This is a genomic window from Streptomyces griseoviridis (assembly GCF_005222485.1).
GTDB classification, from domain to species: Bacteria; Actinomycetota; Actinomycetes; order Streptomycetales; family Streptomycetaceae; genus Streptomyces; species Streptomyces hintoniae.
The window spans coordinates 6110191-6135594 of record NZ_CP029078.1 but is presented as its reverse complement, the minus strand read 5'-3'; the positions used below and the strand labels follow the sequence as shown (position 1 = coordinate 6135594).

The window sequence follows — 25404 nt, the reverse complement described above, 5'->3', positions numbered from 1 at the left end:
GGCTACAGGGCGGGCTTGCCCGCCGTGAACAGCCAGGTGTCGAAGAGGTCGTCCAGCCGCTGTCCTGAGACCTTCTCGGCCAGCCGCACGAAGTCGGCGGTGTCCGCGTTGCCGTAGCGGTGCAGCTTCGTCCAGGCGGGCAGCAGCGCGAAGAAGGCCCTGTCGCCGATGCGTTCGCGCAGCATCTGGAGGGTCATCGCGCCGCGCTGGTAGACGGCGGAGGCGAACATGGTGTCGCGCTGGGGGTCGCCGGGGAGGGTCTGCCAGAAGGCGCTGTCCGCGGGGCGGGAGCCGTAGCCGGCCAGGAACGCGTCGTGCGCGGTGCGGGTGCCCTGGTGCTCGCCCCACAGCCACTGCGCGTAGGTGGCGAAGCCCTCGTTGAGCCAGATGTCCTTCCAGTGGGCCACCGACACGGAGTCGCCGAACCACTGGTGGGCCAGTTCGTGGACGATCGTCGTCTCGCTGCGCACCGCCGAGTAGGCCGGTTTCGACTGCACTTCGAGGGAGAAGCCGGCCTCCGGCATGTCGTCGACGATCGCGCCGGTCTCCTCGAAGGGGTAGGGCCCGAACAGCGTCGACCAGTAGTCGGTGGCGGCGGCGGTCACGGCGTACACGTCGACGCTGTTGCTGTCGGCGAGGACCGGGTCGATCGCCACGTAGATCGGGGTGCCGCCGGGTGTCCGGCCGGTCCTGACGTCGAACTTCCCGATGGTGGCGGTGGCGAGGTAGCTGGCCATGGGCCGCGACTCGCGCCAGTGGGTGTACGTGGAGCCGCCCTTGTCGCGCGTGGACACCAGCCGCCCGTTGGAGACTCCGGTCAGGCCGCGGGGCGCCTTGATGCGGATGTCGTAGGTGGCCTTGTCGGAGGGGTGGTCGCTGGACGGGAACCAGGTGGAGGCCGCGTTGGGCTCGCAGGCGACGAAGACGCCGTCGGGGGTCTTCATCCAGCCGTAGTCGGAGCCGAAGACGATGGGGCCGTTCAGCGGTTCGGGTGTCCCGCCGTAGGTGACGGTGACGTCGAAGTCGCGGCCCTCGCGCAGGAAGGCGCGCGGGGTGACGCGCAGTTCGTCGCCCTGCCGGGTGAACGCGGCCCGTCTGCCGTCGACCTGGACGCCGGTGACGTCGAGCTTCTGGAGGTCGAGGTCGAAGGAGGAGAGGTTCCGGGTGGCGCGGGCGGTGAGCGTGGTGCGGCCGTCGAGGCGGTCGGTGTCCGGGTCGTAGGCGATGTCGAGGGCGTAGTGGCGGGCGTCGAAGCCGCCGTTGCCCAGCTCGGGGAAGTAGGGGTCGCCGATGCCGGGGGCGCCGGGGGCGGGGGCCGGGGCGGCCGCGATGGCGAAGAAGGAAGCCGCCGCGACCGCGACGGCTCCCCGACGTGCCGAACGGGAGAGTTCCATGAGTCGTCCCTTTCGAGCGTGACCGATCATGCGGGCACGGACGACTCTGAACTCTCCCGTTCAGACATGTACATGACTTTGCCAAGCCATCATGCGCTACTTGTCGGTCGGCTCCTGACCCGCGGCCGGCTCGGTGCCGGTCGCCGGGGTGCCGGGCGCCGGGGTGCCGGTGGACGCGGGCGCGGTCGACGCGGTGCCGGCCTCCGCGCCTGAGGCGTCCGTCGTCGTCGTCGTCCCGGCCGTCGTCGCCGTCGTCTCAGCCGTCGTCGCGCCCGAGACCTCGGCCGCGACCGCCGCCGACGTCTCCGCCGACTCCGCGAGCACCTCGTCGGCGACCAGCTCGGCCGCCTCCTTCGCCACCGTCAGCAGCACAGTGTCCTGCGGGGCCTGGTCCTCGAAGTTCTCCGGGTGGTGGCAGGCCACCCGCTGACCGGGACGCAGCTCAAGCAGCGGCGGCTCGGTCGTCTTGCAGATCTCCGTCGCCTTCCAGCACCGGGTGTGGAAGCGGCAGCCGCTGGGCGGCGAGATCGGCGAGGGCACGTCGCCGCGGAGCAGGATGCGCTCGCTCTTGGCGTCCTTGCGGCGCGGGTCGGGGATCGGCACCGCCGACATCAGCGCCTTGGTGTACGGGTGCATCGGCGCCTTGTACAGCGACTCGCGGTCGGCCAGCTCCACGATCTTGCCGAGGTACATCACCGCGATCCGGTCCGAGACGTGCCTGACCACCGAGAGGTCGTGCGCGATGATCACGTACGTCAGGCCCAGCTCCTGCTGGAGGTCGTCCAGCAGGTTGACGACCTGCGCCTGGATCGACACGTCGAGCGCGGAGACCGGCTCGTCCGCCACGACCAGCTTCGGGTTGAGCGCGAGCGCGCGGGCGATGCCGATGCGCTGGCGCTGGCCGCCGGAGAACTCGTGCGGGTAGCGGTTGTAGTGCTCGGGGTTGAGGCCGACCACCGACAGCAGCCGCTGGACCTCCTTCTTCAGACCGCCCTCGGGGGTGACGTTCTGCAGCTTGAAGGGGGCGCCCACGATGGTGCCGATGGTGTGGCGCGGGTTCAGCGACGAGTACGGGTCCTGGAAGATCATCTGCACGTCGCGGCGCAGCGGGCGCATGCCGCCCATGCCGAGGTGCGTGATGTCCTTGCCCTGGAACTCGACCGTGCCGCCGGTCGGTTCGAGCAGCCGGGTGATCAGCCGGCCCATCGTCGACTTGCCGCAGCCGGACTCGCCCACGACGCCGAGCGTCTCGCCCGCGCGGACCTCGAAGTCGATGCCGTCGACCGCGTGCACCGCCCCGACCTGCCGCTGGAGCAGGCCCTTCTTGATCGGGAAGTGCTTCTGGAGCCCGGTCACCTTCAGCAGGATCTCGGGGTCGTCGGCCGTCCTCGCGCCGTCACCCTGGGCGGGAATGGTCACTGCCGTGTCCTTGGATTTCTCGCTCACAGCTTCGGCGCAATCTCTTCGGTCCAGATACGCTCCCGCTGCTCCTGCGTCATGTGGCAGGCGGCCCAGTGCCGGGTGTCGACCTCGGTCAGCTCGGGGCGGACCGTGCGGGTGACGTTGTCCTTCGGGATGTCGGCGTAGGGGCAGCGCGGGTTGAACGCGCAGCCCGACGGAACGTTGATCAGCGAGGGCGGCGAGCCCTTCACCGGGATCAGGCGCTCCTGCTGTTCGCGGTCGAGCCGCGGCATCGAGCCGAGCAGACCCCAGGTGTAGGGGTGCCTCGGCTCGTAGAACACCTTCTCGGCGGGGCCGCGCTCGATGCACCGTCCGCCGTACATCACCAGGATGTCGTCGGCGAGTTCGGCGACGACGCCCAGGTCGTGGGTGATGACGATGACCGCGGAGCCGAACTCCTTCTGCAGGTCCCTGATCAGGTCCAGGATCTGCGCCTGGACGGTCACGTCCAGGGCGGTCGTCGGCTCGTCCGCGATCAGCAGCTCGGGGTTGTTGACCAGCGACATGGCGATCATCGCGCGCTGGCGCATGCCGCCGGAGAACTCGTGCGGGTAGTTGTCCACCCGCTTGTCGGGCTGCGGGATGCCGACCCGGTCGAGCATCTCGACCGCGCGCCGCTTGGCGGTCTTCTTGTCGACGTCGTGGTGGACCCGGTAGGCCTCCACGATCTGGTGGCCGATCGTGTAGTACGGGTGCAGCGCGGACAGCGGGTCCTGGAAGATCATGGACATCTCGCGGCCGCGCAGCTTGCGCACGTGGTCCGGGTCGGCCGACAGCAGCTCGGTGCCGTCCAGCCAGATCTCGCCGGACAGCTGGGCCTTGCGCTTGCCGTACTGGCCGGCGGTGTGCAGGCCCATGATGCCGAGCGAGGTCACCGACTTGCCGGAACCCGACTCGCCCACGATGCCGAGGGTCTTGCCCTTCTCCAGCTGGAAGCTGAGTCCGTCGACGGACTTCACGAGGCCGTCGTCGGTCGGGAAGTGCACCTTGAGGTCGCGCACCTCGAGGAAGGCCGTCGGCGCGGGCGAGGCCCCGGTGGGCTCGCCCACGGCCGCGCCGCTCTTGCTCAGGTCGCTCATGTGAGCCTCACTCGGGGGTCGATCACGGCGTACAGGATGTCGACCACGAGGTTGGCGAGCAGCACCGCGAGAGAAGTGATGAGGGTGACGCCCAGGATGATCGGCAGGTCCTGGGTCTTGATGGCGTCGAGGACCGCGCGGCCGAGGCCGGGCAGGTTGAACGTCGACTCCGTCAGGATGGCGCCGCCGATGAGGGCGCCGAGGTCCATGCCGAGCATGGTCAGGATGGGCGTCATCGTGGAGCGCATGGCGTGCTTGCCGATGACGACCTGCTCCTTGAGCCCCTTCGCGCGCGCGGTGCGGATGTAGTCCTCGCCGAGGATCTCCAGCATGGTGGCGCGGGTGATCCGGGCGTACATCGCCGCGTACAGGAACGCGAGGGTGATCCAGGGCAGGATCATGCCGCCGAGGTAGCCGCCGAAGCTCTGGTCGAGGGGCACGTATTGGGCGTCCAGCCAGTGCAGCCCGAACGCGAAGATCGCGAGGCTGAGCAGACCGGTGAAGTAGATGGGGAGGGAGACACCCGCCAGGGCGACGACCATGGCGCCGCGGTCCCAGAAGGTGCCGCGCTTGAGCGCGGAGAGCACACCCGCCGCGAGGCCGAGGACCAGCCACAGCACGGCGGCACCGAGCGCGAGACCCAGGGTCACCGGGAAGCGGTCGGTGAGCACCGGCCAGACGGCCTGCTCGCTGCGGAAGGAGTAGCCGAAGCAGGGCGCGGCACACTCGGTGACGTCGCCGCCGCCCGAGTAGGTGCGTCCGACGAAGATGCCCTTGAAGAACTCCCAGACCTGGTGGTAGATCGGGTCACTCAGTCCGAGCTTCTCCCGGACCGCCTCGACGGCGGCAGGGTCGGCCTGCTTGCCCACGAAGCTCGCGGCGATGTCGACGCCCGCCCACTTCGGGACGAGGAAGAAGATGCCGAAGACCACCATGACGATGACCACGAGCATCACTGCGGCGGCGAACAACCGCCTGATGAGGTAAGCGAGCACAGCTAACGGCCCGCTGCGGACCGCGGGCCACCGGAGGTCTTCCGGTGGCCCGCGGATCCGCCGCGCCGGCCTTCACCTGCCTTTCGTGCCGTACGGCGGGTGTGCCGGGATTACTTCGCGGACTTCAGACCGAGGTTGACGAAGTCGTACATGCCGCTGTAGCCGTTCGACGTGTACACGTTCGCCAGGTTGTCCGAGCGCCAGTTGATGAACTTCTCGAAGGTGAAGGGCAGGTAGTACGCGCCCTCCATGACCTTGTGGTTGATCTCGGTCGAGATCTTGGTCTTGCCGGCGTCGTCGAGGGTCTTGACGTAGGTGTCGAAGAGACCGTCGATCGCCTTGTCCTTGATCAGCGCGTAGTTGTTGTTACCGCTGTCGAGGATGTACTTGCTGTCCCACAGGGGCAGACCGTAGCCCTGGACGGACGGGAAGTCCGGGCCCCAGCCCATGATGATGATGCCGTAGTTCTTCTTCTTGACGTTCGACGGGGAGCCGATGATGCCGGCCGTCTGCGAACCGTCGTACTGGTCGATCTGGGCGTTGATGCCGACCTTCTTCAGCGACGCCTGGAGCGACTGCGCCGTGGCGACCTCGACCGGCTTGTTGTTGCGCACCGCGATCGTGGTGGAGAAGCCGTTCGGCTTGCCGCACGCCTTCAGGGCCTTCTTGGCCTCGTCGGCGTTACCGGTCTTGTTGGCACCGGCGATCTCGTACGGGTCGTACTTCTGGCCCTCGGCGCCCGGGACGGACGGCGGGAGCATGTTGGTGCCGATGTCGCCACCGGCGACCGGGCCGCCGCGCGCGGTCTGCAGCGAGACGTGGTCGGCGCCGTAGATGACGGCCTTGCGGCACTCGATGTTGTCGAACGGCTTCACGCTCTGCGGGAAGACGGCGTAACGGACGTAGCCGGAGACCGGGTTGTCCAGGTTGGCCTTGTGCTCCTTCAGGGCGGTGGTGCGGCCCTGCGGCGACATGCCGGTCTGGTTGATGTCCAGGTCCAGGTCACCGTTGAGCAGGCGCTGGTCGAGCTGGTTGGCGTCCGAGAAGAACTGGACGGTGATCTTGTCCGGGTAGGCCTTGCGGACCGGGTCCGACGCCTGCTTCCACTCCGGGTTGCGCACCAGGGTCAGGTTCTTGCCGGGGCTGTACGCCTCGAACTTGTACGGACCGGAGGAGAACGGGTGCAGGCTGTACTTCGACTTGGTGTCCTTGTCCTGGCGGACCGGGGAGGCCGAGACCAGGGCGAGCACCTCCTCGAAGTCCGAGTTGGCCTCGGGCAGGTGGAAGACGATCGTCTTGTCGTCGGGCGTGTCGATCGCCTTCAGACCGAGCTTGTCCTTGGACGTGTCCTTGTAGGGACCCTTGTACTCGCCCTTGGGGTCGAGGAAGTCCTTCAGGTACGTCGGGCCGCCGGACAGGACGTCCTGGGCCCAGACGCGCTCGATGCCGTACTTGACGTCCTTGGACGTGATCGGCTTGCCGTCCTCCCACGTCACACCGTCGCGCAGCGTGTACGTGTAGGTCTTGCCGTCGTCGGTGACCTTGGCGAGACCCGAGGCGAGGTCCGGGGTGATCTCCGCGCCGGGCTTGCCGGCCTCGGTCTTGTTCGTGACGAGCTGGCGCGAGTAGTAGCGCGCGAAGTTCCACATGAAGCCGTAGTAGCCGCGCGTGGTGTCCCACGAGTCGGCGTCCTGGGCGCCACCGAACTTCAGCGTGCCGCCCTTCTTGGCCTCGGAGGCCTGGGCGACCTTGTTGTTGGCGGCGTCGAAGCCGGCCGCGCCGTTCTTCGAACCGCCGTTGTCGTCATCGCCGCCGCCGCACGCCGCCGTGGTCAGCAGCGCGGCGACCGCGGCAGCGGCGGCAAACGCCTGCTTGCGCCGCCCTGGGGTGCGTTGGGTAGTCACGATCTCGGATCCTCCGGATTAGATGAGAGACCCCGTGTTGGAGCCACGGGACGCTTGGAGTGCGGCGATTTCAGCGGGACGCCTTCGGGTCGAGCGCGTCCCGCACGCCGTCGCCGAAGAGGTTGAAGGCAAGGACGGTGATGAAGATCGCCACACCCGGGACCACCATGTACATGGGGTCGGACTCGTAGTAGTCGATCGCGCTGGAGAGCATCTGTCCCCAGGAGGACGTGGGCGGCTTGACCCCCACGCCGAGGAAGCTGAGCGCGGCCTCGGTGAGGATGTTCGTCGGGATCATCATCGTCGTGTACACGACGATGGGGGCGACGAGGTTCGGCAGCAGCTCCTTGAACAGGATGTACAGGCGTCCGGCGCCCAGCGAGCGGGCGGCCTCGACGTACTCGCGCTCGCGCATCGAGATGGTCTGGCCGCGCACCACGCGCCCGATGTAGGGCCAGCCGAAGAACCCGATGACCAGGATCATCACGAAGACGCGCACGTTCGAGCCGGTGAGGCCCAGCATCGCGTTCGGCATGACGGAGACCAGGGCGATCGTGAACAGCAGCTGCGGGAAGGCCAGCAGGCCGTCCATCACGCGGCTGATGACCGAGTCGACCCAGCCGCCGAAGAATCCGGCGAGGATGCCGAGGATCGTGCCGAGGAACACCGCGACCATGGCGGACAGGAAGCCGACCAGGAGCGAGACGCGGGCGCCGTAGAGGACGCGGGCGAAGATGTCGCGGCCGTTGACCGGCTCGACGCCGAGCAGGTGGTCGCCGCTGATGCCGCCCAGGGAACCCTTCGGGGTGCCGAACAGGGGGTCGATCAGGCTCTCGTTGTAGGCGTCCGGGTCCTGGCCGACCAGGTGCGTGATCACCGGGGCCAGCAGCGCCAGCAGGATGAGCACGAGGACGACGACGCCGCCGGTGAGGGCGAGCTTGTCCCGCTTGAGCCGCTCCCAGGCGATCCGCCCCAGGGAACGCCCCTGTACGGCCGTCACCCCGGTGGTGGCGACCGCCGCTTCCTCGGCCGCGCTCGGGGCCGCTTCCGCGGTCGGCTCGTGCAATGGTGCCGTCATCTGGCAGGGACCCCTCTCAACCGGCGGTAGCCGGCCCGCACTTGCCGCTGTAGCGGCGTGATTCAGTCCGTCGTACTCACGAGGCACAAGGCCCCTGGTGCGGGAGTCTTCAACGCTTTGGCGATCTGCTGCCAGGGTTGACGGTGAATGGATGCGTAAACGTGATGCGGTTAGGGGGGTTCCGTTATCCGGACGGCGGGTAACGGGGGCCGGACAGGTCTGAATTCCTAAATACCGGACATTTGTCGATCTTCCGGCTGCATCTACGCGCGCAGAACCGCTCGCACCGTCTCAGTAACCGCCGTGCGCCGGTGGGTAGCCGTAGCCGGCCGACGGCGCGTGGCCGCCGGGAGCGGCGTGCGCCTCGCGGTCGTAGAACGGACGCGCGCTCGCCCGCATCCACATCGCCACCGGATCGTTCTCGTCGGTCATCGCGACCGTCGACACCGGCAGCCCGTCAGGGACCGCGCCGATCGACTGCTGCATCATCGCCCGCACCGAGTCGACGGCCGGCGGCGAGGTGTCGTAGACGTCGAGCCCGATGGCCAGATACGGCGCCCCGAGGGCCGGCTGCACCCAGGCGCGGCGCAACGAGCGCACGGCCGGGGTGCGGTGGGCGTTCTGCGCGAGCAGGGCGTAGAACTGCGGCACCTCGATGCCGGGTTCGGAGAGCCGCAGCGGCCCGGCGGGCTGGCGCTCGAGGCCGGTGGCGATACGGCGCAGATCGAGCCAGGGGATGCCGAGGCCGCCGCCCGGCGCGTGCGGGTTGAGCCAGAGGCCGAAGTGGTCGGGGTAGAGCGTGCGCGCCACGTCGAGCCCGTCGACCACTTCGTAGGAGCGGTTCCAGCCACTGGCGGACAGCTCCTGGGCGGAGGTCACGCAGGGCGCGTAGCCGTGCCCCTCGACCTCCATGTTCCCGTACTGGGCGTCGGGGGAGCCGGCCTGACCGTGCCACAGGAGCATCCAGATCTGGCCGGAGGAGGGCATCGCCAGGGCGCGCAGCAGGGCCTCGTAGGCGTCGTAGCGCCCTGGGGTCACCTGGCGCAGCATGTGCTCGACCTGTCCGGCCGCCGCGGTGCCGCTGGCGCTCACCTGTACCGCCCCTTCTGGAGGTTGCCCGGAGTATGGAACCAGCTTAAGCGCCCAGGGGCCCGCGGCGGTCGCCCGTGCGGGACGGCCGCGGGCTCAGAACGCCCTCTGGTAGAAGGGCCGTACGTGGTCGCGGAGCCAGCCGGCGACCGGGTCGTCGGTGACGTCGAGCAGGACCAGGTTGACCGGCCAGGGGGGCGCGGCCAGGCCCATCGCCCGGCCGAGGGCCTGGGTGGGCAGGGCGTGGATGTCGCCCTCCCAGTGGGTGAGTTCGACGCCCACGAACATCACCGGCGGGGCCGTCTCGACCTCGGCGAGGCAGCGGCGGGCGGTGCGGACCACGCCGGTCGTCGCGAACTCGGCGGCGGCCGCGTTGAGGAAGTCGACCGGGTCGTGCTGCCAGTCGGGTTCGAACAGGCGCACCCGGCCGCCGGTGGCGGGTCCGGCGGGCGAGGAGTGGCCGGCCCGGCACAGCTCGGCGACGGCGGCGGGCGGCAGCGGGACGCCGACCGTGCCGTCCGGGTTCACCGCGACCCCGACCTGCGGGGGCAGGCCGCGGGCGAACTCGACGGCCGGCGCGATGGTGAACGACATGTGCGAGCCGACGACGTGCCGGAACTGCTCCTCGGAGCTGAAGACCGGGACGTACGCCTGGCCCTCGATCTCCAGGGTGGGCAGATCGAGGGGGACGCTGTCGGGGCCGCCGCCGTTGGGCAGCGGGATCCAGAGGAAGCTGCGGGCCAGCACCTCGACGATCCGGCCGCCTGCCGTGGGAACGCCGAACGACGCGGAGAGCACCTCCTCCAGTTCGTTGCCCGGCCAGCCGCCGTGCGGCTGGGGGTGTGCCTGCTGGGGAAAGTCCGCGGGAAGTTCCGCCGGGAAGTCCATCTCTGTACCGACCGCCTGCTGAGTACCACTGGTGGGTGGCTCAGGCTAACCGGTGGGCGGGCGGTCGGGACCTGCCGGTGAAGCCGATCCCGCGCAGCACGTCCGCCGCGTCCCGGTCGAGCAGGACCGCGGAACCCACCCCGGGGGGCAGATCGCCGCGCTCGACGGCGCGGATCAGCCGGGCGGCGGCGCCCCGGTGGCGCAGGAACGCGTACCGGGAGACGCCCCGGCCGCGCTCGCGCATGCCGTCGAGGGCGGTGTCGGGGGTGACGTCGAGCAGCAGCAGGTGCAGGGTGCCGCCGCGCCGTCTGGCGGCGCGGGCCAGCCAGCCGCGCACCCAGGACTGGGTGCCGCAGTCGTGCACGACGACGCCGTCGCCGCCGCGCAGGGCCCGCGCCAGGCCCGCGTAGTGGGCGAGCCTGACCAGCGGGCGGTAGACCGCGTAGGGCAGCCGGTGGCCGAGCCGGCCGTCCCAGGTGTCGCGGGTGTCCTGCGAGTCGACGCGCGGGCCGCGCACCGCCCTGCGCATCAGCGTGGACTTGCCGCTGCCGGGCAGTCCCGTGACGACGACCAGGTCGTGGGGGCCGAAGAGCAGGGCGTGCGGGCTGCGGCCCGAGCGGTCGCGCAGATCGCGGACCACCGGTGCCCGGCGGTCCCGGCAGGCCGTGCGGGCCGGGCCCGCGGGCTGCTCGGGCAACGCGACGGCCGACGTCGTGGCGTACGCCGTGGTCCTGTTCACCGTGATCGTCCTCCCCTGGGGCCCCTACGGATTCCCCATCCCCTCAGAGTGTAAAGAGAAGGTAATGTGCGGTGTCTCGCTTTTCTGTCATCGTCGTGCCACAGCCCCGTTACAGAGGGGGCCTGCCGTGCCGCGACGCGGCGTGCGATGATGTGCCCGCCAACTGCATACCGGCCGCTTGAATCCGCGCGGGAGAGTCCCCGGCGGCGCTTCGATGGAAGCGCGTCGCCCGGGGCGCCGAAGGAGCAAGTCCCTCCCTTGAATCTCTCAGGCCCCGTACCGCGCGGGCGAGGCACATCTGAAAAGCGAGCCGCTGACCGGTGGCTCCACCCAAGGTGCAAGCCGTGATCACGACGTGTTCACGGCGAACCTCTCAGGTTCCGATGACAGATGGGGAGGAACGACCTCTCCTCCCCCCGTGCCCGGCTCCGCGCGCGGGGTCCCCATCGCCCTGGGAGACAACCGTCCGATGAGCAGTACCGAACTCCGCCATACCGCGCTGGACGCCCTGCACCGCTCGCTCGGTGCCACGATGACCGACTTCGCCGGCTGGGACATGCCGCTGCGCTACGGCTCCGAGCGCGACGAGCACCTGGCCGTGCGCGCGAAGGCCGGCCTCTTCGACCTCTCCCACATGGGCGAGATCACGGTGACCGGCCCCGACGCCGCCGCCCTGCTGAACTTCGCCCTGGTCGGGAACATCGCGTCGGTGGGCGTCGGCCGCGCCCGCTACACCATGATCTGCCGGACCGACGGCGGCATCCTCGACGACCTGATCGTCTACCGGCTCGCCGAGCACGAGTACCTGGTCGTGGCCAACGCCTCCAACGCGCAGACCGTGCTGGACGCGCTGACGGACCGGGCCGCCGGGTTCGACGCCGAGGTCCGCGACGACCGGGACGCCTACGCGCTGCTCGCCGTCCAGGGCCCGGAGTCCTCCGGCATCCTGGCCTCGCTCACCGACGCCGACCTGGACGGCCTGAAGTACTACGCGGGACTGCCCGGCACCGTCGCGGGCGTCCCCGCGCTGATCGCCCGCACCGGCTACACCGGCGAGGACGGCTTCGAGCTGTTCGTGCGCCCCGAGCACGCCGTGGAGCTGTGGCAGGCGCTGACCAAGGCGGGCGAGGGCGTCGGCCTGGTCCCCTGCGGCCTGTCCTGCCGGGACACGCTGCGCCTCGAGGCGGGCATGCCGCTGTACGGGCACGAGCTGTCGACGTCGCTCACCCCCTTCGACGCCGGGCTCGGCCGGGTGGTGAAGTTCGAGAAGGAGGGCGACTTCGTGGGCCGCGAGGCGCTGCGCGAGGCCGCCGACCGGGCCGCGTCGCGGGCACCCCGGGTGCTGGTCGGCCTGATCGCCGAGGGCCGCCGGGTCCCGCGCGCCGGGTACCAGGTCGTCGCCGGCGGCGAGGTGGTCGGCGAGGTCACCTCCGGCACCCCCTCCCCCACGCTGGGCAAGCCGATCGCGATGGCGTACGTCGACGCGGCGCACGCGACGCCGGGCACGCCGGGGGTCGGTGTGGACATCCGGGGTACCCACGAGCCGTACGAGGTCGTGGCGCTGCCGTTCTACAAGCGCCAGAAGTAACGGGACCGGCGGGAGCCGTCCGGTCCCGGCGGAGCCCGCCCCGGCCGCCGGGGCGACGGCACGCCCGCGCGGGAGCCGCCGTCCGGAAGCGCCCGCCCGCCCCCTCAGCGCTTCCTCCGTGCCGCTCCCGGCACGCCCCCTTCACCACCACATCACCGCGTACAGGAGAATTCAGGCCATGAGCAACCCCCAGAACCTGCGGTTCAGCAAGGAGCACGAGTGGCTGTCGGTCGCCGAGGACGGCGTCGCGACGGTCGGCATCACGGAGTTCGCGGCGAACGCCCTCGGCGACGTCGTCTACGCGGACCTCCCGGGCACCGGATCGGCGGTGACCGCGGGCGAGACCTGCGGCGAGCTGGAGTCGACCAAGTCGGTCAGCGAGCTGTACTCCCCCGTCTCGGGTGAGGTCACCGAGGTCAACGAGGACGTCCAGAACGACCCGTCGCTGGTCAACTCGGAGCCCTTCGAGGGTGGCTGGCTCTTCAAGGTCCGCGTCTCCGAGGAGCCGGGCGACCTGCTCTCCGCCGACGAGTACGCCGCGTTCACCGCCGGCTGAGAAGGAGCGACACGATGTCCGTTCTGAACACCTCCCTGCACGAGCTGGACCCGGACGTGGCCGCCGCCGTCGACGCCGAGCTGCACCGCCAGCAGTCCACCCTGGAGATGATCGCCTCCGAGAACTTCGCGCCGGTCGCGGTGATGGAGGCGCAGGGCTCGGTCCTCACCAACAAGTACGCCGAGGGCTACCCGGGCCGCCGCTACTACGGCGGCTGCGAGCACGTCGACGTGGTCGAGCGGATCGCGATCGACCGGGTCAAGGCGCTGTTCGGCGCCGAGCACGCCAACGTGCAGCCGCACTCGGGCGCCCAGGCCAACGCGGCGGCGATGTTCGCGCTGCTCAAGCCGGGCGACACGATCATGGGCCTGAGCCTCGCGCACGGCGGGCACCTCACCCACGGCATGAAGATCAACTTCTCCGGCAAGCTCTACGACGTCGTCGCCTACCACGTCGATGACGACGGCCTCGTCGACATGGCCGAGGTCGAGCGGCTCGCCAAGGAGTCCCGGCCGAAGCTGATCGTGGCCGGCTGGTCGGCGTACCCCCGTCAGCTCGACTTCGCCGAGTTCCGCCGGATCGCGGACGAGGTCGGCGCCTACCTGATGGTCGACATGGCGCACTTCGCCGGCCTGGTCGCGGCGGGCCTGCACCCCAGCCCCGTCCCGCACGCTCACGTCGTCACCACCACCACCCACAAGACGCTCGGCGGCCCGCGCGGTGGCGTGATCCTCTCCACCGCCGAACTCGCCAAGAAGATCAACTCGGCGGTCTTCCCCGGCCAGCAGGGCGGACCGCTGGAGCACGTGGTCGCCGCCAAGGCGGTCTCCTTCAAGATCGCGGCCTCCGAGGACTTCAAGGAGCGCCAGCGGCGCACCCTGGAGGGCGCGCGCATCCTCGCCGAGCGGCTGGTCCAGGACGACGCGAAGGCGGTCGGCGTGGACGTGCTGTCCGGCGGCACCGACGTCCACCTGGTCCTCGTCGACCTGCGGAACTCCGCGCTCGACGGGCAGCAGGCCGAGGACCGGCTCCACGAGGTCGGTATCACCGTCAACCGCAACGCCGTCCCCAACGACCCGCGTCCGCCGATGGTGACGTCGGGGCTGCGCATCGGCACGCCCGCGCTGGCCACCCGCGGCTTCACCGCCGAGGACTTCACGGAGGTCGCGGACATCATCGCGGCGGCCTTGAAGCCCGCGTACGACGCCCAGGCGCTGCGCGCCCGGGTCACCGCCCTGGCCGAGAAGCACCCGCTGTACCCGGGGCTCTCCGCGTAGGACCGCTTCCGCCGGGCACCGCGCACACTGGAAGGACACGTGCGCGGTGCCCGTACCCCAGGGCGTGTTTGACGATCCCCGTCTGACGCGCGACGCCACGCACCCGCCTGTCACCGCGCCACCGCCCGCCGGGCGACGCCGCGAACCGTCGGACCCGCCCCTGGCACCACCCCCGTATGTGAGGAGTCACCGTGGCCATCTCGGTCTTCGACCTGTTCTCGATCGGCATCGGCCCGTCCAGCTCCCACACGGTCGGCCCGATGCGGGCGGCCCGCCTGTTCGCGCTCCGGCTGCGCAACGAAGGGCTGCTGGAGCCCGTCGCCTCCGTCCGCTGCGAGCTGTACGGCTCGCTCGGCGCGACCGGGCACGGGCACGGCACGCCCAAGGCGGTCCTGCTCGGCCTGGAGGGCGCCTCGCCGCGCACCGTCGACGTCGAGAAGGCCGACCTCAGGATCGAGGAGATCAAGGCGTCGGGCGCGCTGCGCCTCCTCGACGACCACGAGATCCCGTTCTCCTTCGACGACGACCTCGTCCTGCACCGCCGCAGGACCCTGCCGTACCACGCGAACGGCATGACGATCTGGGCGTTCGACGCGCACGGCGCCGAACTCCTCTCCAAGACCTACTACTCGGTGGGCGGCGGCTTCGTCGTCGACGAGGACGCGGTCGGCGCCGACCGCATCAAGCTGGACGACACGGTCCTCAAGTACCCGTTCCGCACCGGGGACGAGCTGCTGCGGCTGACCCGGGAGACGGGCCTTTCGATCTCCGCGCTGATGCTGGAGAACGAACGCGCCTGGCGCTCCGAGGACGAGATCCGCGACGGCCTGCTCGACATCTGGGGCGTGATGCGGGCGTGCGTGACCCGGGGCATGTCCCGGGAGGGCATCCTGCCCGGCGGGCTGCGGGTGCGCCGTCGCGCCGCCAACTCCGCGCGCCAACTGCGGGCCGAGGGCGACCCGTTGGCGCACGCGATGGAGTGGATCACGCTGTACGCGATGGCGGTGAACGAGGAGAACGCGGCCGGCGGCCGGGTCGTCACCGCACCGACCAACGGCGCGGCGGGCATCATCCCCGCGGTCCTGCACTACTACATCAACTTCGTCCCCGGCGCGGACGAGGACGGCGTCGTCCGCTTCCTCCTCGCGGCGGGCGCGATCGGCATGCTGTTCAAGGAGAACGCGTCCATCTCCGGCGCCGAGGTCGGCTGCCAGGGCGAGGTCGGCTCGGCCTGCTCGATGGCGGCGGGCGCCCTCGCCGAGGTCCTCGGCGGCTCCCCCGAGCAGGTCGAGAACGCGGCGGAGATCGGCATGGAGCACAACCTCGGCCTGACCTGCGACCCGGTCGGCGGCCTGGTCCAGATCCCGTGCATCGAACGCAACGGCATGGCCGCGGTGAAGGCGGTCACGGCGGCGAGGATGGCGATGCGGGGGGACGGCTCGCACAAGGTGTCCCTGGACAAGGTCATCAAGACGATGAAGGAGACCGGGGCGGACATGAGCGTGAAGTACAAGGAGACGGCGCGGGGCGGGCTGGCGGTGAACATCATCGAGTGCTAGGGGAATGGGCCCTGACCAGCGCCTTCATGTCTTTCGGCGCTGTCGGGGCCTTCGCTGCTCACGCGGTGGAAGTTCCCGGAGACGCCCTGGGACAGACGTGGAAGCCCCTGGACATCCCCTGGAAGGGGCTTTTGACCTGCGGGTTCGCGGCATCGTGAGCAACGCCGGATGCGCCGCTCACCCACTAGCTGATGTATCAAATCGCTCCCTCACTCCCACCCGAGGGGTACCATTCGATACATGAACGCTGCGGAAAACCCGCGCTTGGAGCAGCGGCTGGCCGGCCTCTCCCCCACATTCACGACGGCGCAGGCGCGACAGGCCCTGCTCTCCCCTCGCGATCTGGCGCACTTGGTCACGGAGGGGGAGATAGACGAACTGTCCCGTGGGGTGTACCGGCGGGCAGACGCCCCGGAGACGGCGCACGCGGATTTGCTGGCCGTGTGCGCACGGGCCCATCGCGCCGTCGTGTGCGGTGAATCCGCCCTGGCCCTGCATGAACTGATCGACGACATCCCCGCAGCAGTACACATCGCCGTGCCGCGCGGTTCACGCCGCCCGACGATCTCCTACCCGCCGACCGTGGTGGCGCAGTACGCCGCAAGGACCTTCGACCTCGGTATCGAACGGTTCGAAGCGGCCCCGGGAGAAACCATCCCCCTGTACAGCGCAGCTCGCAGCGTCGTCGACGCGATGCGCCACCGCAGCCGCCTCGGCGAAACCCTTGCCCTGTCCGCGCTCGGCCGCTACCTGCGTCGAAGCGGGCGCGGCGGGGTTGGCGAACTCCAGCACATCGCACACGAGTTGGACGCCCTCTCCGTCGTCCGCCCCGCCGTAGAGGCGGTGCTCGCCTGATGGCCAACCCCACCCGCGACACCACCGCAGGCCGCGTCTACAACGACCTGCGCAACCTGGCGCGCCGCAACAGCCGGTCCACGGACGAGGTCATGGTCGAGTACGTCCTCGAACGGTTCCTCTACCGGCTGGCCTCATCGCCCCTGGGCCGGGAGCACTTCGTCCTCAAAGGTGGCCTGCTGCTCGCTCAGTTCGGCGCCCGTCGAATGACCCGGGACGTCGACATCCTCGGTCGGTCTTTCCCCGGCACGGAAACAGAGATCATCCGCAGAATCGCGGCCATCGCCGCCACCGAGAGCGATGACGGCGTCGTATTCGATCCCGCGACACTCAAGACGGTCCCTATTCGCGAGGAGGACCAGTACCACGGTCTACGCCTGTCCATGGCCGCCTCCATCGCCCGAGCACGACTCAAGCTCCAACTGGACATCAGCTTCGGCGACCCCGTCACCCCCGGCCCCCGGATCATCGACTATCCGCAGCAACTCACGACGGACAGCTTCCAGCTCCTCGGCTACCCACTCGCCACCGTCATCGCCGAAAAACTCTCCACCGCCATCTCACTCGGCGACCTCAACACCCGGGACCGCGACTACGGCGACCTGTACCTCCTGCTCACCCTCAACGACCTGGACGGCCAGGAACTCACCACAGCGCTGACCGCCACCGCCGCGCACCGCGGCGTCACTCTGAAACCCCTCAGCACCACCATCACCGACCTCGGCGAGCGCCGCCAGACCTCCTACACCGCCTGGCGCCGCCGGCAGGGTACCGCCGCAACGAGCTACCCCGGACGGTTCTCGGACGTCGTCCGGCAGGTCACCGTTTTCGCGGATCCGGTGCTCAACGGCGAGGCTGCCAACCTCACATGGAGTGCGGCGACCCTCAGGTGGTCATGAACCGGGCCTGGCCGACCGACCAGGCCCTTCGGGGCAACCCCGGAACCTACGCATGAGGAAGGGGCCGATCTCGATCCACCGGCTTCCATGGGCATCCACCACAGGATCAGTGCTGGTGCCGGACGACCATGGACGAAGCTGAGCTTTCTGCCGGGGTGAAGTGGAGCTTGCTTCCTCGTTCGTGGGTCGGTCGGCACAGTGGAGTGGTTCCCCTCCGCTCGCCCGTTCCGTCCAGGAGTCGTCATGCCCAAGCAGCCCGTCGCCTCGGCCGCCCTGCTCGTCCTGAGTGCCGTTCTGTGCGTGGTGGCCACCGGGTGCGCCGGTGGGACCGCCGCCACGGAGGCCACGGCGACACCCCGGGCCCATGACGACTCGGCCGCCGTCGCCGGCGGTCCGGCGGCTTCCGGCAGGGAATCCGGGAACCGGGCCGGGAACGGCTGGACCCTGACCGCGCCGGATTCGGCGGCCGGGCTCGCGAGGTTCCGGCCGCCGGCCGCCCCGTTGGCGAAGCTGACCGGGGCACTCGACCGGACCGCCGCGGAACTGGGCATCACCGGCAGCGCGGTCGAGGCGGTCTACGACGATCCCGGCCAGGGCGGCTATCTCGTCTTCGCCGGTCTCAACGGCTCCGGCTACGACCCGTCGACGCTGAAGCGGATGGACCAGGTGCCCGCCACCCGCCAGGACGGGACCGGTGACCGGATCACCCAGGACTGGCAGCCGACCGCGACGGGCGACCACGGCGGACAGGCCGGCTGCCAGGAGACCATGATCGGCTCCGGTGGCCTCGCGGCCCTGTCCTCGTCCTGCCTGTGGCTGACCCCGACCACCTTCGGCCTGGTCACGTACTACCCGAACACCCGCAGCGACCACTTCCTGACCAACACCCCGGCCGGCGTCGTCGCCCCGCTGATGCGGAAGGTCAGGGACGCCGTCGAACGGCCCGCGGGATCGTGATGGACTGTCCTCACCCGACCGACCGCCGCCGAGGGAGCGGACATGGATGTGGACCCCAGGCGGCTCGTCGTGCTGCACACCGTGCGGCAGGCCGGCGGGATCGCCGCCGCCGCGCGGCTGCTCGGCGTCAGCCCCTCCGCCGTCTCCCAGACGGTCCGCAGGCTGGAGCAGGAGGCCGGGGTCCCGCTGCTGGACCGGGCCGAGGGCCGGGCCGAACTCACCCGCGCCGGCCTGGCGCTCGCCGCGCACGGCGGCCGCATCGCCGATGAACTCGCAGCCGCCGCGCGGGAGTTGACCGACACGGGCCCGGAGACGGTCGAGGGTCCGGTGGTGATCGGGTCGGTGCTGGCCGTCCTCACCACGCTGGTGGCCCGCACGACCGCGTCGCTCGTCGAGCGCTGTCCCGACCTGCGGCCGCAGTTGCGCGAGACATCCGCCCCTGACGGCCTGCGGGCGCTGCGCCAGGGCGCTCTGGACGTGCTGCTGATCACCGGCGACCAGGAGCACCGCCCTGTCCCGCCGCCGGACTGCGGGCTGCGGATCCTCGCGCGGGAGCACTACCGGGTCGGAGTCCCCGGCGCCTGGGGCGATCCCCCGGCCGGGGCGGCCGAACTGGCGGCGGTGGCCTGGATCGGGGCCCCGGAGGGAAGCGCGCGGGCCTGGGCCCACGCCCGGCTGGCCGCCGAGATCGGGCTGCCGGACCGGCCGACCGCCCACCTGGCGACCAACTGGTCCGCGGTGGCTGCGATGGTGCGCGCCGGTCTCGGCGCGGTCGTCCTGCCCGACTCGGTCGCCTCGCGCACCCCCGGGCTGACCCTGCTCCCGCTGCCGGTGCCGGGCATGTTCGAGACGCTGGCCCTGTACCGGCTCACCGCCCGCGGCGGGACGCCGGCGCCGACCGCCGCCGTACTGACCCGGCTGGCCGAGGTGACCCTCGAAGTCGCCGAGGAACTCTCCAGGGCCGGGCTCCTGGAGAGCGAACCCGTGGTGCGGAAGACCCTCGTCTGACCACGGGGTCCGCCGCGGGCCGCTCGCGGCTGCCCGTCAGGCGTGCGGTGCCACCTGGCGGCTGCGGGACCACGTGGGCGGCGCACCTCGTCGCGTGACCGGGCGGGCCCGGCCGTGAGACCGAGCCCGCCACGACCGGCTCCTTTCCGAGCCGGGCCGGTGTCACATCGTCAGTGTTGCAGTGTCAGCAGTCCGGGACGGTAGGGCAGGAGACCGTAGTCGCCGCCGCTGCTGGGGCTGCGTCCCTGGTAGAGCAACTGGAGGTTGCAGGGGTCGACGGTCATGGTCTGATCGGGGCTGGTGCGGATCAGTTCGCCGTGGCTGATGTCGTTGGTCCAGGTGGCGCCGCTGTTGGCCTTGCCCGCGAAGGGGTTGCCCTCGGTCGCCGCCTGGGGTGTCCACGAGCCGCTGAGACTGGTGGCCGTGAACGAGCGGAAGTAGCGGCCCTGCGAACCGATCGCCTCGACGATCATGAGGTAGCGGTTCTGGCCCTGCACCTTGTAGACCTGGGGCGCTTCGAACAGGTTGTTCGTCGTGTCGCTCATGACCACGGTCGAGCTGCTGCCGAAGCTGCCCGGGAAGTTCCCGATCGGCATACTGGCCCGGTAGATCTTGCCGTTGTCACCGGCGAAGAACAGGTACATGTTCGTCCCGTCACCGATGAGCGTCTGGTCGATGGGGCCTGTTCCGGAGCCGGAGATGCTTCCGGAGAAGAGCACTTGCTGCGACGACCAGCCGTTCGGGTTGGTGGGGTCGCTCGACGTCCGGTAGGAGAAGGCGGTCCCGCCCCACTGGTAGGCGAGCACCCAGATGTTCTTCGGCGCGAAGTAGAGGAGCGTGGGCGCGACGGTGGGGTTCGACATCGTGTTCTGCCCGGCCGAGGCCATGTCCGACCAGTTGGTGAACAGGTTGAAGTTCATCGAACCCCAGCTCGTCCCCGTGTTGTGCGTGGTCGCGTAGACGAGTTGCCTGCCGTTGTAGGGGACGACGGTGAAGTCCTTGAGCGAGACCCATCCCGCCTTGGGCTGCGCCAGCGCGCCCGTCGACGCCCAGCGGTACGCCGACGGAAGGTCGCACGCACTGGCGTTGTCGCTGGCCCTGACCAGCGCGGATGAGGTGCCGGGGTCGGCGGTGGCCGCGCCGGCGGGCTGGGCGGCGAGGAAGGCGGTCACGAGGAGCAGGGGCGCGAGAACGGCCCACAAGCGTTCTGAACGGGCCGGGAACGAGTGGCGGAACCACATCGGATGGCCTCCTTCGGGGTGGGGGTGAGGCGACCGGGGTGAAGTGCTGAGCGGCTGTCAGCGCTCACTTCGAAAGATTCGAAGAGTTCGTCGACTCTTCGACGCCACAAGTTAGGAATGCGGGACCGTCCGGTCAAGGGATGGCGCGGTTCTGTCCACAAACAGCGCCTCCACTCCGAGCCCGCCAGGCCCCGTGTCGACGGGAAGTACCCTGCTCAATCGCCCTGTTCGCGACCCCATGACAGCCACCCAGGGGTCGGGTGCGGCTCACCGGAGTTCCGGAAATTGCCGGAAGCAGATTCGAAACTTTCCCCGCGCCACGTATTGACAGCCCGTCAGAACAGGACCCACTTTGAGGAACGATCGTTCTTGACCGATCGTTCCTCAACCGTCTACGGTGGCGGTCATGGGCAGGCCGAGAGCGTTTGACGAGGACGAAGTGGTGCGCGCCGCCGTGCGGTTGTTCGGCGGGCGCGCGTACGACGGGGTGTCCGTCGACGACCTCGTCACCCACCTCGGCGTGCACCGCAACAGCCTGTACAAGACGTTCGGCAGCAAACGTGGCCTCTACCTGATGGCCCTGCGCCGCCACCTCGCCGACGACGTCCGCCCGCTGCTCGACGCCCTCGCCGGCGCGGCGGACGCGGCGGCCGTGCTGCGGCTCGTCACCTCGGCCGACCTCGGTCTGCTGCTCCTCGCGGCGGTCGAACGCGCGCCGGTCGACGAGGAGGTCGCCTCGGAGGTGACGGCCGCGTTGGCCGCCGTCGACCGGGCGATCGCCGACGCGCTCGGCGTGCCCGCCGACCTGGCCGCCGCCCTCACCGCCGCCGCGCTGGGCATCCTCCTGCGCGGCGACCCCGACAAGGTCGCCACCGCGCTGGCCCACCAACTGGGCCCTCTCACCTGAAAAGGGAAGCTGACATGGCACAGATACGTATCGTCGGCGACGACCTCGTCGTCGTGATGGAGGGGCTCGACAAGCTCTGGGCCTTCAAGGGCAGCCTGACCGTCCCGCTGGCCAACGTCCGTGGCGCGACCGCCGATCCGGGCATCGCCGCCGAACCCAAGGGAATCCGCGCGCCGGGCTCCCACCTGCCCGGTGTGATCATCGCGGGCACCTTCCATCAGGACGGCGACAAGGTCTTCTGGGACGTCAGGGATCCGTCGAAGGCGGTCGTGGTCGAACTCGCCGACGAGGAGTACACCCGCCTGATCCTCCAGGTCGACGACCCCCGCGCGACGGTCGCCCTCGTCGAGAACGCCCTGACCTGAAGGAGGTGGTGGACCGATGCTTCGCCACCTGGCAGCGGCTGTGACGGCCCTGGTCGTCACCACCGCCACTCCGGCCGCGGCGACGCCCCGTCAGGTGGCCGCCGTCGACCGCGAGGTCGTCTTCACGGCCGACGGAACGACCGCGTACGGCACCCTGCACATTCCAGGACATCGGGCGGGACAGCGGCTGCGGGCCGCACTGCTGCTGCCCGGCAGCGGCCCCACCGACCGCGACGGCAACCAACCGCCCGGGGCCGTGCCCGACACCCTGGCGCAGTTGGCCGACGCCCTCGGCACGGAGGGGATCGCCACGCTGCGGTTCGACAAGTACGGCACCGGCCGCACCGGACTCGGCGCCTACCGGGAACACCCGGAGGAACTCGACTACCCGGCGTTCGTCCGCCAGGCACGGGCCGCCTACGAGTCGTTGCGCGCTCAGCCGGAGACCGACCCGCACGCCCTGCTGGTCGTCGGACACAGCGAGGGCGCGATGACGGCACTGCTGCTCGGCGGCACCGTCCGCCCGCGCCCCGCCGGGCTCGCGCTGCTGCAACCGCAGGCGATCCGTCTGCTGGACCTGGTCGCGCTCCAGCTCAAGGCCCAGATCGCCGAAGCGGCCCGGCAGGGCCAGTTCACACCGGAGCAGCGACGCGTCGTCGACGCGGCCGTCGACGACGCCGTCACCGCCCTGCGGGAGAACCGACCGGTCGACACCACCGACCTGCCCCCGCCGGTCGCCCGGCTCTTCGAGGCGTTCCAAGGGCCCAACGCCCGGTTCGTGCGGAGCGACGACGCCGTTCACCCGCCGGACACCGCCGCCGCGCTCCGGCCGGCGACGAAGGTGCTGCTGACCTGCGGCACGAACGACGCCCAGGTCCCCTGTGCCACCACGGACGCCCTGACGGCCGCCCTGCGCCGCGCGCGTACCGGTGGCCCTGCCCGAGTGGCGCTGCCGGGCGTGGACCATCTGCTGCACGACGCCGGCCATCAGGCGACGCTCGCGCCGCCCGCACTCGACGCCCTGCGCCGGTTCACCCGACCCTGACACCGGCCGAGCGACGGCCGAGCGGCGACCACGAAAGCACCAAACTCCATGGCCAGTTGGGCACATGGGCACGTGGGCACCTGGGCGCTCGGTCACCTGGGCGCTCGGTCACCGAACCGGCGGGCTCACACGGTGACTTCCGGCTCCTCGGGGCTGAGGTAGTACAGGCGCGTCTGCGCGGCGTGGAGCATCAGCAGGCCGTGCAGCTCCTCGGCGGCCGTCTTGAGCAGGTGGGCGTCGCGGGTGGCACGGAGGGTCTCGAGGACGAAGGCCACGCGGGTGGAGTCCTCGGTGACGCGGGTGCGGTGGGCGTCACGGTGGTTCCAGTGCCGGGTCAGCACACCAGCGGCGTCGGCGTAGATGATCTCGCCGGGCTTGGGGTTCTCGGTGGTGTCGGGTTCGCCGAGCGGGGTGAACTCCTCGGTGCCGTCGGCGTACCGGATCTCGACGGCGCCGGTGACGTGGTCGAGGTCGAAGGCTCCGGCGGGCAGGCCGTGGTGGACGGAGACGGCGTTGTAGGAGTCGACGGCCGGATTGACGCGCGGCAGGGCGCCCTTCTTGGCCATGCGCCGCCCCAGGGCATCGACACTGGGGCGGATACGGCGCGGGTTGGTGCCGAAGGAGCGGTAGGCGGTGTGCCACGCCTCGATCCGGGGGTCGGCCTCGTCGGCCGGCGCCCAGGTGCCGGCGGCGAGCCGCTGTTCCAGGTCGTCGAGTGCGGCGGCGGTGTCGGGCCAGGGCTCACGGCCGCGCAGTCCGCCGGCGGTGACTACGGCGATCAGCGTGTCGGGGAAGGCGTCGGCGACGGCGGGGGCGATACGGAAGGTGGTCATGGCTGTCACGGGATGATCCCTTACGATTACAGTGGAACGACTGAACCGCACAACGGAACGACCGCCCTTTGTCAACCGAACGACCGAGTGGCGCATTCCACCGACCGATGGGAGCAGGTGACCACGTGGCCGAGACAGAGGCGGCCCTGCGCACGCTCGCGCACAACGTCCGCTCAGCCCGCACGCGCGCCGGACTGTCCCTCGACGAACTCGGCCGCCGGGCCAGAGTCAGCAAGGGGGCCCTGGTCGGGCTGGAGAAGGCGCAGGGCAACCCGAACTTCGCGACCCTGGTGCGGCTCGCCGACACGCTGGGCGTCTCGGTCTCCGCGCTGATGGAGGGTCCGGCCGAAGGGCGCGTCCGCGTGGTCTCGGCCGACGCCGTGATGCCGCTGTGGGCGGGAGAGCGGGGCAGCGAGGCCCGGCTCATGCTGACGACCTCGGGCCCCGCCCCGGTCGAGGTGTGGCGCTGGCGGCTCGCGCCGGGCGAGGAGTACCCCAGCCACCCCCATCAGGCCGGCGTCGTGGAGACCGTCAGCGTCACGGCCGGGCACATGGTCCTGGTGGTGGACGGGGTGGAGCATCCGGTCCGTGCCGGGCAGACCGCCACGTTCGACGGCGACGCCCCCCACACCTATCGGGGAGCGGGCGACGAGACCTGCCATCTGATCATGACCGTCCACCTGCCCCCCGCGCCCGCGCCCGCGTCCACATCCGCGTCCGTATCCGCGTCCGCGTCCTGATCGAGCCACGGATGCCAGGGCCAGGCCGGGCCGATCGACGCGGAGCGGCGCGGGACCTGGGTGTGCCACCGGCTGCCGCCCGTGCGGGACAGTCCGCCCGGATCAGCCGCCCTGCCCCACGCCGCCCATCGGACCGACCTTCACCGAGGGGCCGCCGCCCTCGGTCACGGGCAGGGTGCCGCCCGGCCAGGTGAGGGTGACCGTCTTGGTCTGGTTCGGCGGGGTCACCAGCAGGGACGTGACGCGGACACCGCTGCCGCCCGAGTCGTTGGCCGGGTAGGTGATCCCGAAGAACGTCGAATCCCCGTCCTTCAGAGTGTCAGGACCGCTGTTCCGGCCCGCGCGCTCCGCGGACACCACACCCGCGCCGGTCTTCAGGTCGACGCCCGCCCACCCGGAGATCACACAGTCCTTGCCGCCGCGGTTCCGCAACTCCACCGCGACGGTGTTCTCCTCGTCGCCGCCGACGGTGCCGTCGGCCGCCGTGATCGCCAGGTCGTCGGTGCGGCACGCTTCCGCCCCCGACTGTCCGCCCGAGGAGCCGGACCCCGTGGTCGTCCCCGGTCCGCCGGAGCTTTTGGCGCCCGAGGTGTTCCCGGTCGAGCCGTTCCCGGCGGAGCCCTCCGTGCCGTTCTGGCCCGAACCTGCGGTGCCGGAGGACGCGGAGGCGCCGGTGGACGCTGCCGACGGGTCGCTCTGTCCCACGGCGCCGTCGTCGTTCTGGCACGCCGTGAGCGAGAGTCCCGCGGCGACGATCAGGGCGGCGAAGGTGAGCTTGTGAGCGCGCATGGTGTGGCTTCCTCAGTCTTGTGGGTCCGGCGGGACCGGTGGGTGCTGTGTGTCCGGCGGGTGCTGTGGGTCCCGTGGTTCCCATCGGGCCCGTGGGTCCCGGGTGGTGGGCCGGCCGTTCGTCACCGCGGCGGTGCCGGTGGCCCGTTGTGCCCAGC

At 70.6% G+C, this 25404-nt stretch carries 23 protein-coding genes, 1 pseudogene and 2 riboswitches; of the genes and pseudogenes, 12 read left to right on the top strand and 12 right to left on the bottom strand.

Annotation, left to right across the window (positions count from 1 at the left end; genetic code table 11):
* Positions 1 to 2: 2 nt before the first annotated feature.
* The 9 genes from DDJ31_RS26650 to DDJ31_RS26610 form a co-directional block, all read right to left on the bottom strand.
* A complete protein-coding gene (locus tag DDJ31_RS26650) occupies positions 3 to 1394 on the bottom strand; it encodes a M1 family metallopeptidase (protein WP_127177840.1) in 1392 nt (463 codons plus the stop codon).
* Positions 1395 to 1490: 96 nt separating this feature from the next.
* On the bottom strand, positions 1491 to 2813 hold the full coding sequence (locus DDJ31_RS26645; protein ID WP_240678070.1) for an ABC transporter ATP-binding protein: 1323 nt from the start codon (positions 2811 to 2813) through the stop codon (positions 1491 to 1493).
* Positions 2814 to 2836: 23 nt separating this feature from the next.
* Positions 2837 to 3934 (bottom strand): ABC transporter ATP-binding protein, encoded by a 1098-nt coding sequence (locus DDJ31_RS26640; protein ID WP_127177841.1) that lies wholly within the window; start codon positions 3932 to 3934, stop codon positions 2837 to 2839.
* Positions 3931 to 4929: an ABC transporter permease gene (locus DDJ31_RS26635; protein WP_127177842.1), complete on the bottom strand. Its 999-nt coding sequence runs from the start codon at positions 4927 to 4929 to the stop codon at positions 3931 to 3933. Before DDJ31_RS26635 ends, DDJ31_RS26640 begins: the two co-directional genes overlap by 4 nt.
* Before the next feature lie 110 nt (positions 4930 to 5039).
* Positions 5040 to 6833 carry an ABC transporter substrate-binding protein gene (locus DDJ31_RS26630; protein ID WP_127177843.1) on the bottom strand — a complete coding sequence of 598 codons (1794 nt, stop codon included), beginning with the start codon at positions 6831 to 6833 and terminating at the stop codon, positions 5040 to 5042.
* A 70-nt stretch (positions 6834 to 6903) separates the two neighbouring features.
* On the bottom strand, positions 6904 to 7911 hold the full coding sequence (locus DDJ31_RS26625; RefSeq protein WP_127177844.1) for an ABC transporter permease: 1008 nt from the start codon (positions 7909 to 7911) through the stop codon (positions 6904 to 6906).
* A gap of 291 nt (positions 7912 to 8202) precedes the next feature.
* Complete coding sequence (locus tag DDJ31_RS26620) at positions 8203 to 9003, bottom strand: enhanced serine sensitivity protein SseB C-terminal domain-containing protein (protein WP_127177845.1); 801 nt, start codon at positions 9001 to 9003, stop codon at positions 8203 to 8205.
* Positions 9004 to 9096: 93 nt separating this feature from the next.
* Positions 9097 to 9888, bottom strand: a complete 792-nt coding sequence (locus DDJ31_RS26615) for an enhanced serine sensitivity protein SseB (protein ID WP_127177846.1) — start codon at positions 9886 to 9888, stop codon at positions 9097 to 9099.
* A gap of 40 nt (positions 9889 to 9928) precedes the next feature.
* Positions 9929 to 10633, bottom strand: a complete 705-nt coding sequence (locus tag DDJ31_RS26610) for an AAA family ATPase (RefSeq protein ID WP_164785111.1) — start codon at positions 10631 to 10633, stop codon at positions 9929 to 9931.
* Positions 10634 to 10806: 173 nt separating this feature from the next.
* Positions 10807 to 10919, top strand: a riboswitch (glycine riboswitch).
* Positions 10920 to 11027, top strand: a riboswitch (glycine riboswitch).
* Between the two features lie 69 nt (positions 11028 to 11096).
* On the opposite strand from DDJ31_RS26610, the gene gcvT reads away from it, so the two are divergent.
* The 8 genes from gcvT to DDJ31_RS26570 all read left to right on the top strand — a co-directional run bounded on the left by gcvT (position 11097) and on the right by DDJ31_RS26570 (position 19326).
* The gene (gcvT, locus tag DDJ31_RS26605; protein WP_127177848.1) at positions 11097 to 12215 is read left to right on the top strand and encodes a glycine cleavage system aminomethyltransferase GcvT; all 1119 of its coding nucleotides are present in this window, start codon (positions 11097 to 11099) and stop codon (positions 12213 to 12215) included.
* Positions 12216 to 12393: 178 nt separating this feature from the next.
* Complete coding sequence (gcvH, locus tag DDJ31_RS26600; RefSeq protein WP_127177849.1) at positions 12394 to 12771, top strand: glycine cleavage system protein GcvH; 378 nt, start codon at positions 12394 to 12396, stop codon at positions 12769 to 12771.
* A 14-nt stretch (positions 12772 to 12785) separates the two neighbouring features.
* Positions 12786 to 14048, top strand: coding sequence for a serine hydroxymethyltransferase (glyA, locus tag DDJ31_RS26595; RefSeq protein WP_127177850.1), 1263 nt, complete (start codon positions 12786 to 12788; stop codon positions 14046 to 14048).
* Positions 14049 to 14239: 191 nt separating this feature from the next.
* Positions 14240 to 15607 carry an L-serine ammonia-lyase gene (locus DDJ31_RS26590; protein WP_127177851.1) on the top strand — a complete coding sequence of 456 codons (1368 nt, stop codon included), beginning with the start codon at positions 14240 to 14242 and terminating at the stop codon, positions 15605 to 15607.
* 240 nt (positions 15608 to 15847) lie between these two features.
* Complete coding sequence (locus tag DDJ31_RS26585; RefSeq protein ID WP_127177852.1) at positions 15848 to 16462, top strand: type IV toxin-antitoxin system AbiEi family antitoxin domain-containing protein; 615 nt, start codon at positions 15848 to 15850, stop codon at positions 16460 to 16462.
* Complete coding sequence (locus tag DDJ31_RS26580; protein ID WP_127177853.1) at positions 16462 to 17361, top strand: nucleotidyl transferase AbiEii/AbiGii toxin family protein; 900 nt, start codon at positions 16462 to 16464, stop codon at positions 17359 to 17361. The genes DDJ31_RS26585 and DDJ31_RS26580 overlap by 1 nt, the downstream gene beginning before the upstream one ends.
* Before the next feature lie 243 nt (positions 17362 to 17604).
* Positions 17605 to 18318, top strand: coding sequence for a hypothetical protein (locus tag DDJ31_RS26575; RefSeq protein WP_127177854.1), 714 nt, complete (start codon positions 17605 to 17607; stop codon positions 18316 to 18318).
* A 42-nt stretch (positions 18319 to 18360) separates the two neighbouring features.
* Positions 18361 to 19326 carry a LysR family transcriptional regulator gene (locus DDJ31_RS26570; protein ID WP_127177855.1) on the top strand — a complete coding sequence of 322 codons (966 nt, stop codon included), beginning with the start codon at positions 18361 to 18363 and terminating at the stop codon, positions 19324 to 19326.
* Positions 19327 to 19496: 170 nt separating this feature from the next.
* On the opposite strand, the pseudogene DDJ31_RS26565 reads toward DDJ31_RS26570, so the two are convergent.
* Positions 19497 to 20402 (bottom strand): annotated as a pseudogene (locus tag DDJ31_RS26565) (non-reducing end alpha-L-arabinofuranosidase family hydrolase); the annotation flags it as partial.
* 571 nt (positions 20403 to 20973) lie between these two features.
* On the opposite strand from DDJ31_RS26565, the gene DDJ31_RS26560 reads away from it, so the two are divergent.
* Genes DDJ31_RS26560 through DDJ31_RS26550 form a run of 3 tightly spaced genes read left to right on the top strand, consistent with a single transcriptional unit; the run spans position 20974 to position 22884 of the window.
* A complete protein-coding gene (locus DDJ31_RS26560; protein ID WP_127177857.1) occupies positions 20974 to 21474 on the top strand; it encodes a TetR/AcrR family transcriptional regulator in 501 nt (166 codons plus the stop codon).
* A 14-nt stretch (positions 21475 to 21488) separates the two neighbouring features.
* The gene (locus tag DDJ31_RS26555; protein WP_127177858.1) at positions 21489 to 21839 is read left to right on the top strand and encodes a hypothetical protein; all 351 of its coding nucleotides are present in this window, start codon (positions 21489 to 21491) and stop codon (positions 21837 to 21839) included.
* 16 nt (positions 21840 to 21855) lie between these two features.
* Complete coding sequence (locus tag DDJ31_RS26550; RefSeq protein ID WP_127177859.1) at positions 21856 to 22884, top strand: alpha/beta hydrolase family protein; 1029 nt, start codon at positions 21856 to 21858, stop codon at positions 22882 to 22884.
* A gap of 125 nt (positions 22885 to 23009) precedes the next feature.
* On the opposite strand, the gene DDJ31_RS26545 is transcribed toward DDJ31_RS26550, so the two are convergent.
* A complete protein-coding gene (locus DDJ31_RS26545) occupies positions 23010 to 23717 on the bottom strand; it encodes a B3/B4 domain-containing protein (RefSeq protein ID WP_127177860.1) in 708 nt (235 codons plus the stop codon).
* 125 nt (positions 23718 to 23842) lie between these two features.
* Between DDJ31_RS26545 and DDJ31_RS26540 the strand changes: the two genes are divergently transcribed.
* Positions 23843 to 24457 carry a helix-turn-helix domain-containing protein gene (locus DDJ31_RS26540; RefSeq protein ID WP_171480908.1) on the top strand — a complete coding sequence of 205 codons (615 nt, stop codon included), beginning with the start codon at positions 23843 to 23845 and terminating at the stop codon, positions 24455 to 24457.
* Between the two features lie 102 nt (positions 24458 to 24559).
* On the opposite strand, the gene DDJ31_RS26535 is transcribed toward DDJ31_RS26540, so the two are convergent.
* A complete protein-coding gene (locus DDJ31_RS26535) occupies positions 24560 to 25246 on the bottom strand; it encodes a DUF4232 domain-containing protein (RefSeq protein WP_127177862.1) in 687 nt (228 codons plus the stop codon).
* Positions 25247 to 25404: the final 158 nt, after the last annotated feature.

What these genes read in the sequence shown, in the direction of transcription:
- DDJ31_RS26650 (WP_127177840.1), bottom strand. Translation starts at nt 1,394, where the DNA reads ATGGAACTCTCCCGTTCGGCACGTCGGGGAGCCGTCGCGGTCGCGGCG.
- DDJ31_RS26640 (WP_127177841.1), bottom strand. Translation starts at nt 3,934, where the DNA reads ATGAGCGACCTGAGCAAGAGCGGCGCGGCCGTGGGCGAGCCCACCGGG.
- glyA (WP_127177850.1), top strand. Translation starts at nt 12,786, where the DNA reads ATGTCCGTTCTGAACACCTCCCTGCACGAGCTGGACCCGGACGTGGCC.
- DDJ31_RS26555 (WP_127177858.1), top strand. Translation starts at nt 21,489, where the DNA reads ATGGCACAGATACGTATCGTCGGCGACGACCTCGTCGTCGTGATGGAG.
- gcvH (WP_127177849.1), top strand. Translation starts at nt 12,394, where the DNA reads ATGAGCAACCCCCAGAACCTGCGGTTCAGCAAGGAGCACGAGTGGCTG.
- DDJ31_RS26535 (WP_127177862.1), bottom strand. Translation starts at nt 25,246, where the DNA reads ATGCGCGCTCACAAGCTCACCTTCGCCGCCCTGATCGTCGCCGCGGGA.
- DDJ31_RS26580 (WP_127177853.1), top strand. Translation starts at nt 16,462, where the DNA reads ATGGCCAACCCCACCCGCGACACCACCGCAGGCCGCGTCTACAACGAC.
- DDJ31_RS26585 (WP_127177852.1), top strand. Translation starts at nt 15,848, where the DNA reads ATGAACGCTGCGGAAAACCCGCGCTTGGAGCAGCGGCTGGCCGGCCTC.
- DDJ31_RS26560 (WP_127177857.1), top strand. Translation starts at nt 20,974, where the DNA reads ATGGGCAGGCCGAGAGCGTTTGACGAGGACGAAGTGGTGCGCGCCGCC.
- DDJ31_RS26545 (WP_127177860.1), bottom strand. Translation starts at nt 23,717, where the DNA reads ATGACCACCTTCCGTATCGCCCCCGCCGTCGCCGACGCCTTCCCCGAC.
- DDJ31_RS26550 (WP_127177859.1), top strand. Translation starts at nt 21,856, where the DNA reads ATGCTTCGCCACCTGGCAGCGGCTGTGACGGCCCTGGTCGTCACCACC.
- DDJ31_RS26625 (WP_127177844.1), bottom strand. Translation starts at nt 7,911, where the DNA reads ATGACGGCACCATTGCACGAGCCGACCGCGGAAGCGGCCCCGAGCGCG.
- DDJ31_RS26575 (WP_127177854.1), top strand. Translation starts at nt 17,605, where the DNA reads ATGCCCAAGCAGCCCGTCGCCTCGGCCGCCCTGCTCGTCCTGAGTGCC.
- gcvT (WP_127177848.1), top strand. Translation starts at nt 11,097, where the DNA reads ATGAGCAGTACCGAACTCCGCCATACCGCGCTGGACGCCCTGCACCGC.
- DDJ31_RS26570 (WP_127177855.1), top strand. Translation starts at nt 18,361, where the DNA reads ATGGATGTGGACCCCAGGCGGCTCGTCGTGCTGCACACCGTGCGGCAG.
- DDJ31_RS26615 (WP_127177846.1), bottom strand. Translation starts at nt 9,888, where the DNA reads ATGGACTTCCCGGCGGAACTTCCCGCGGACTTTCCCCAGCAGGCACAC.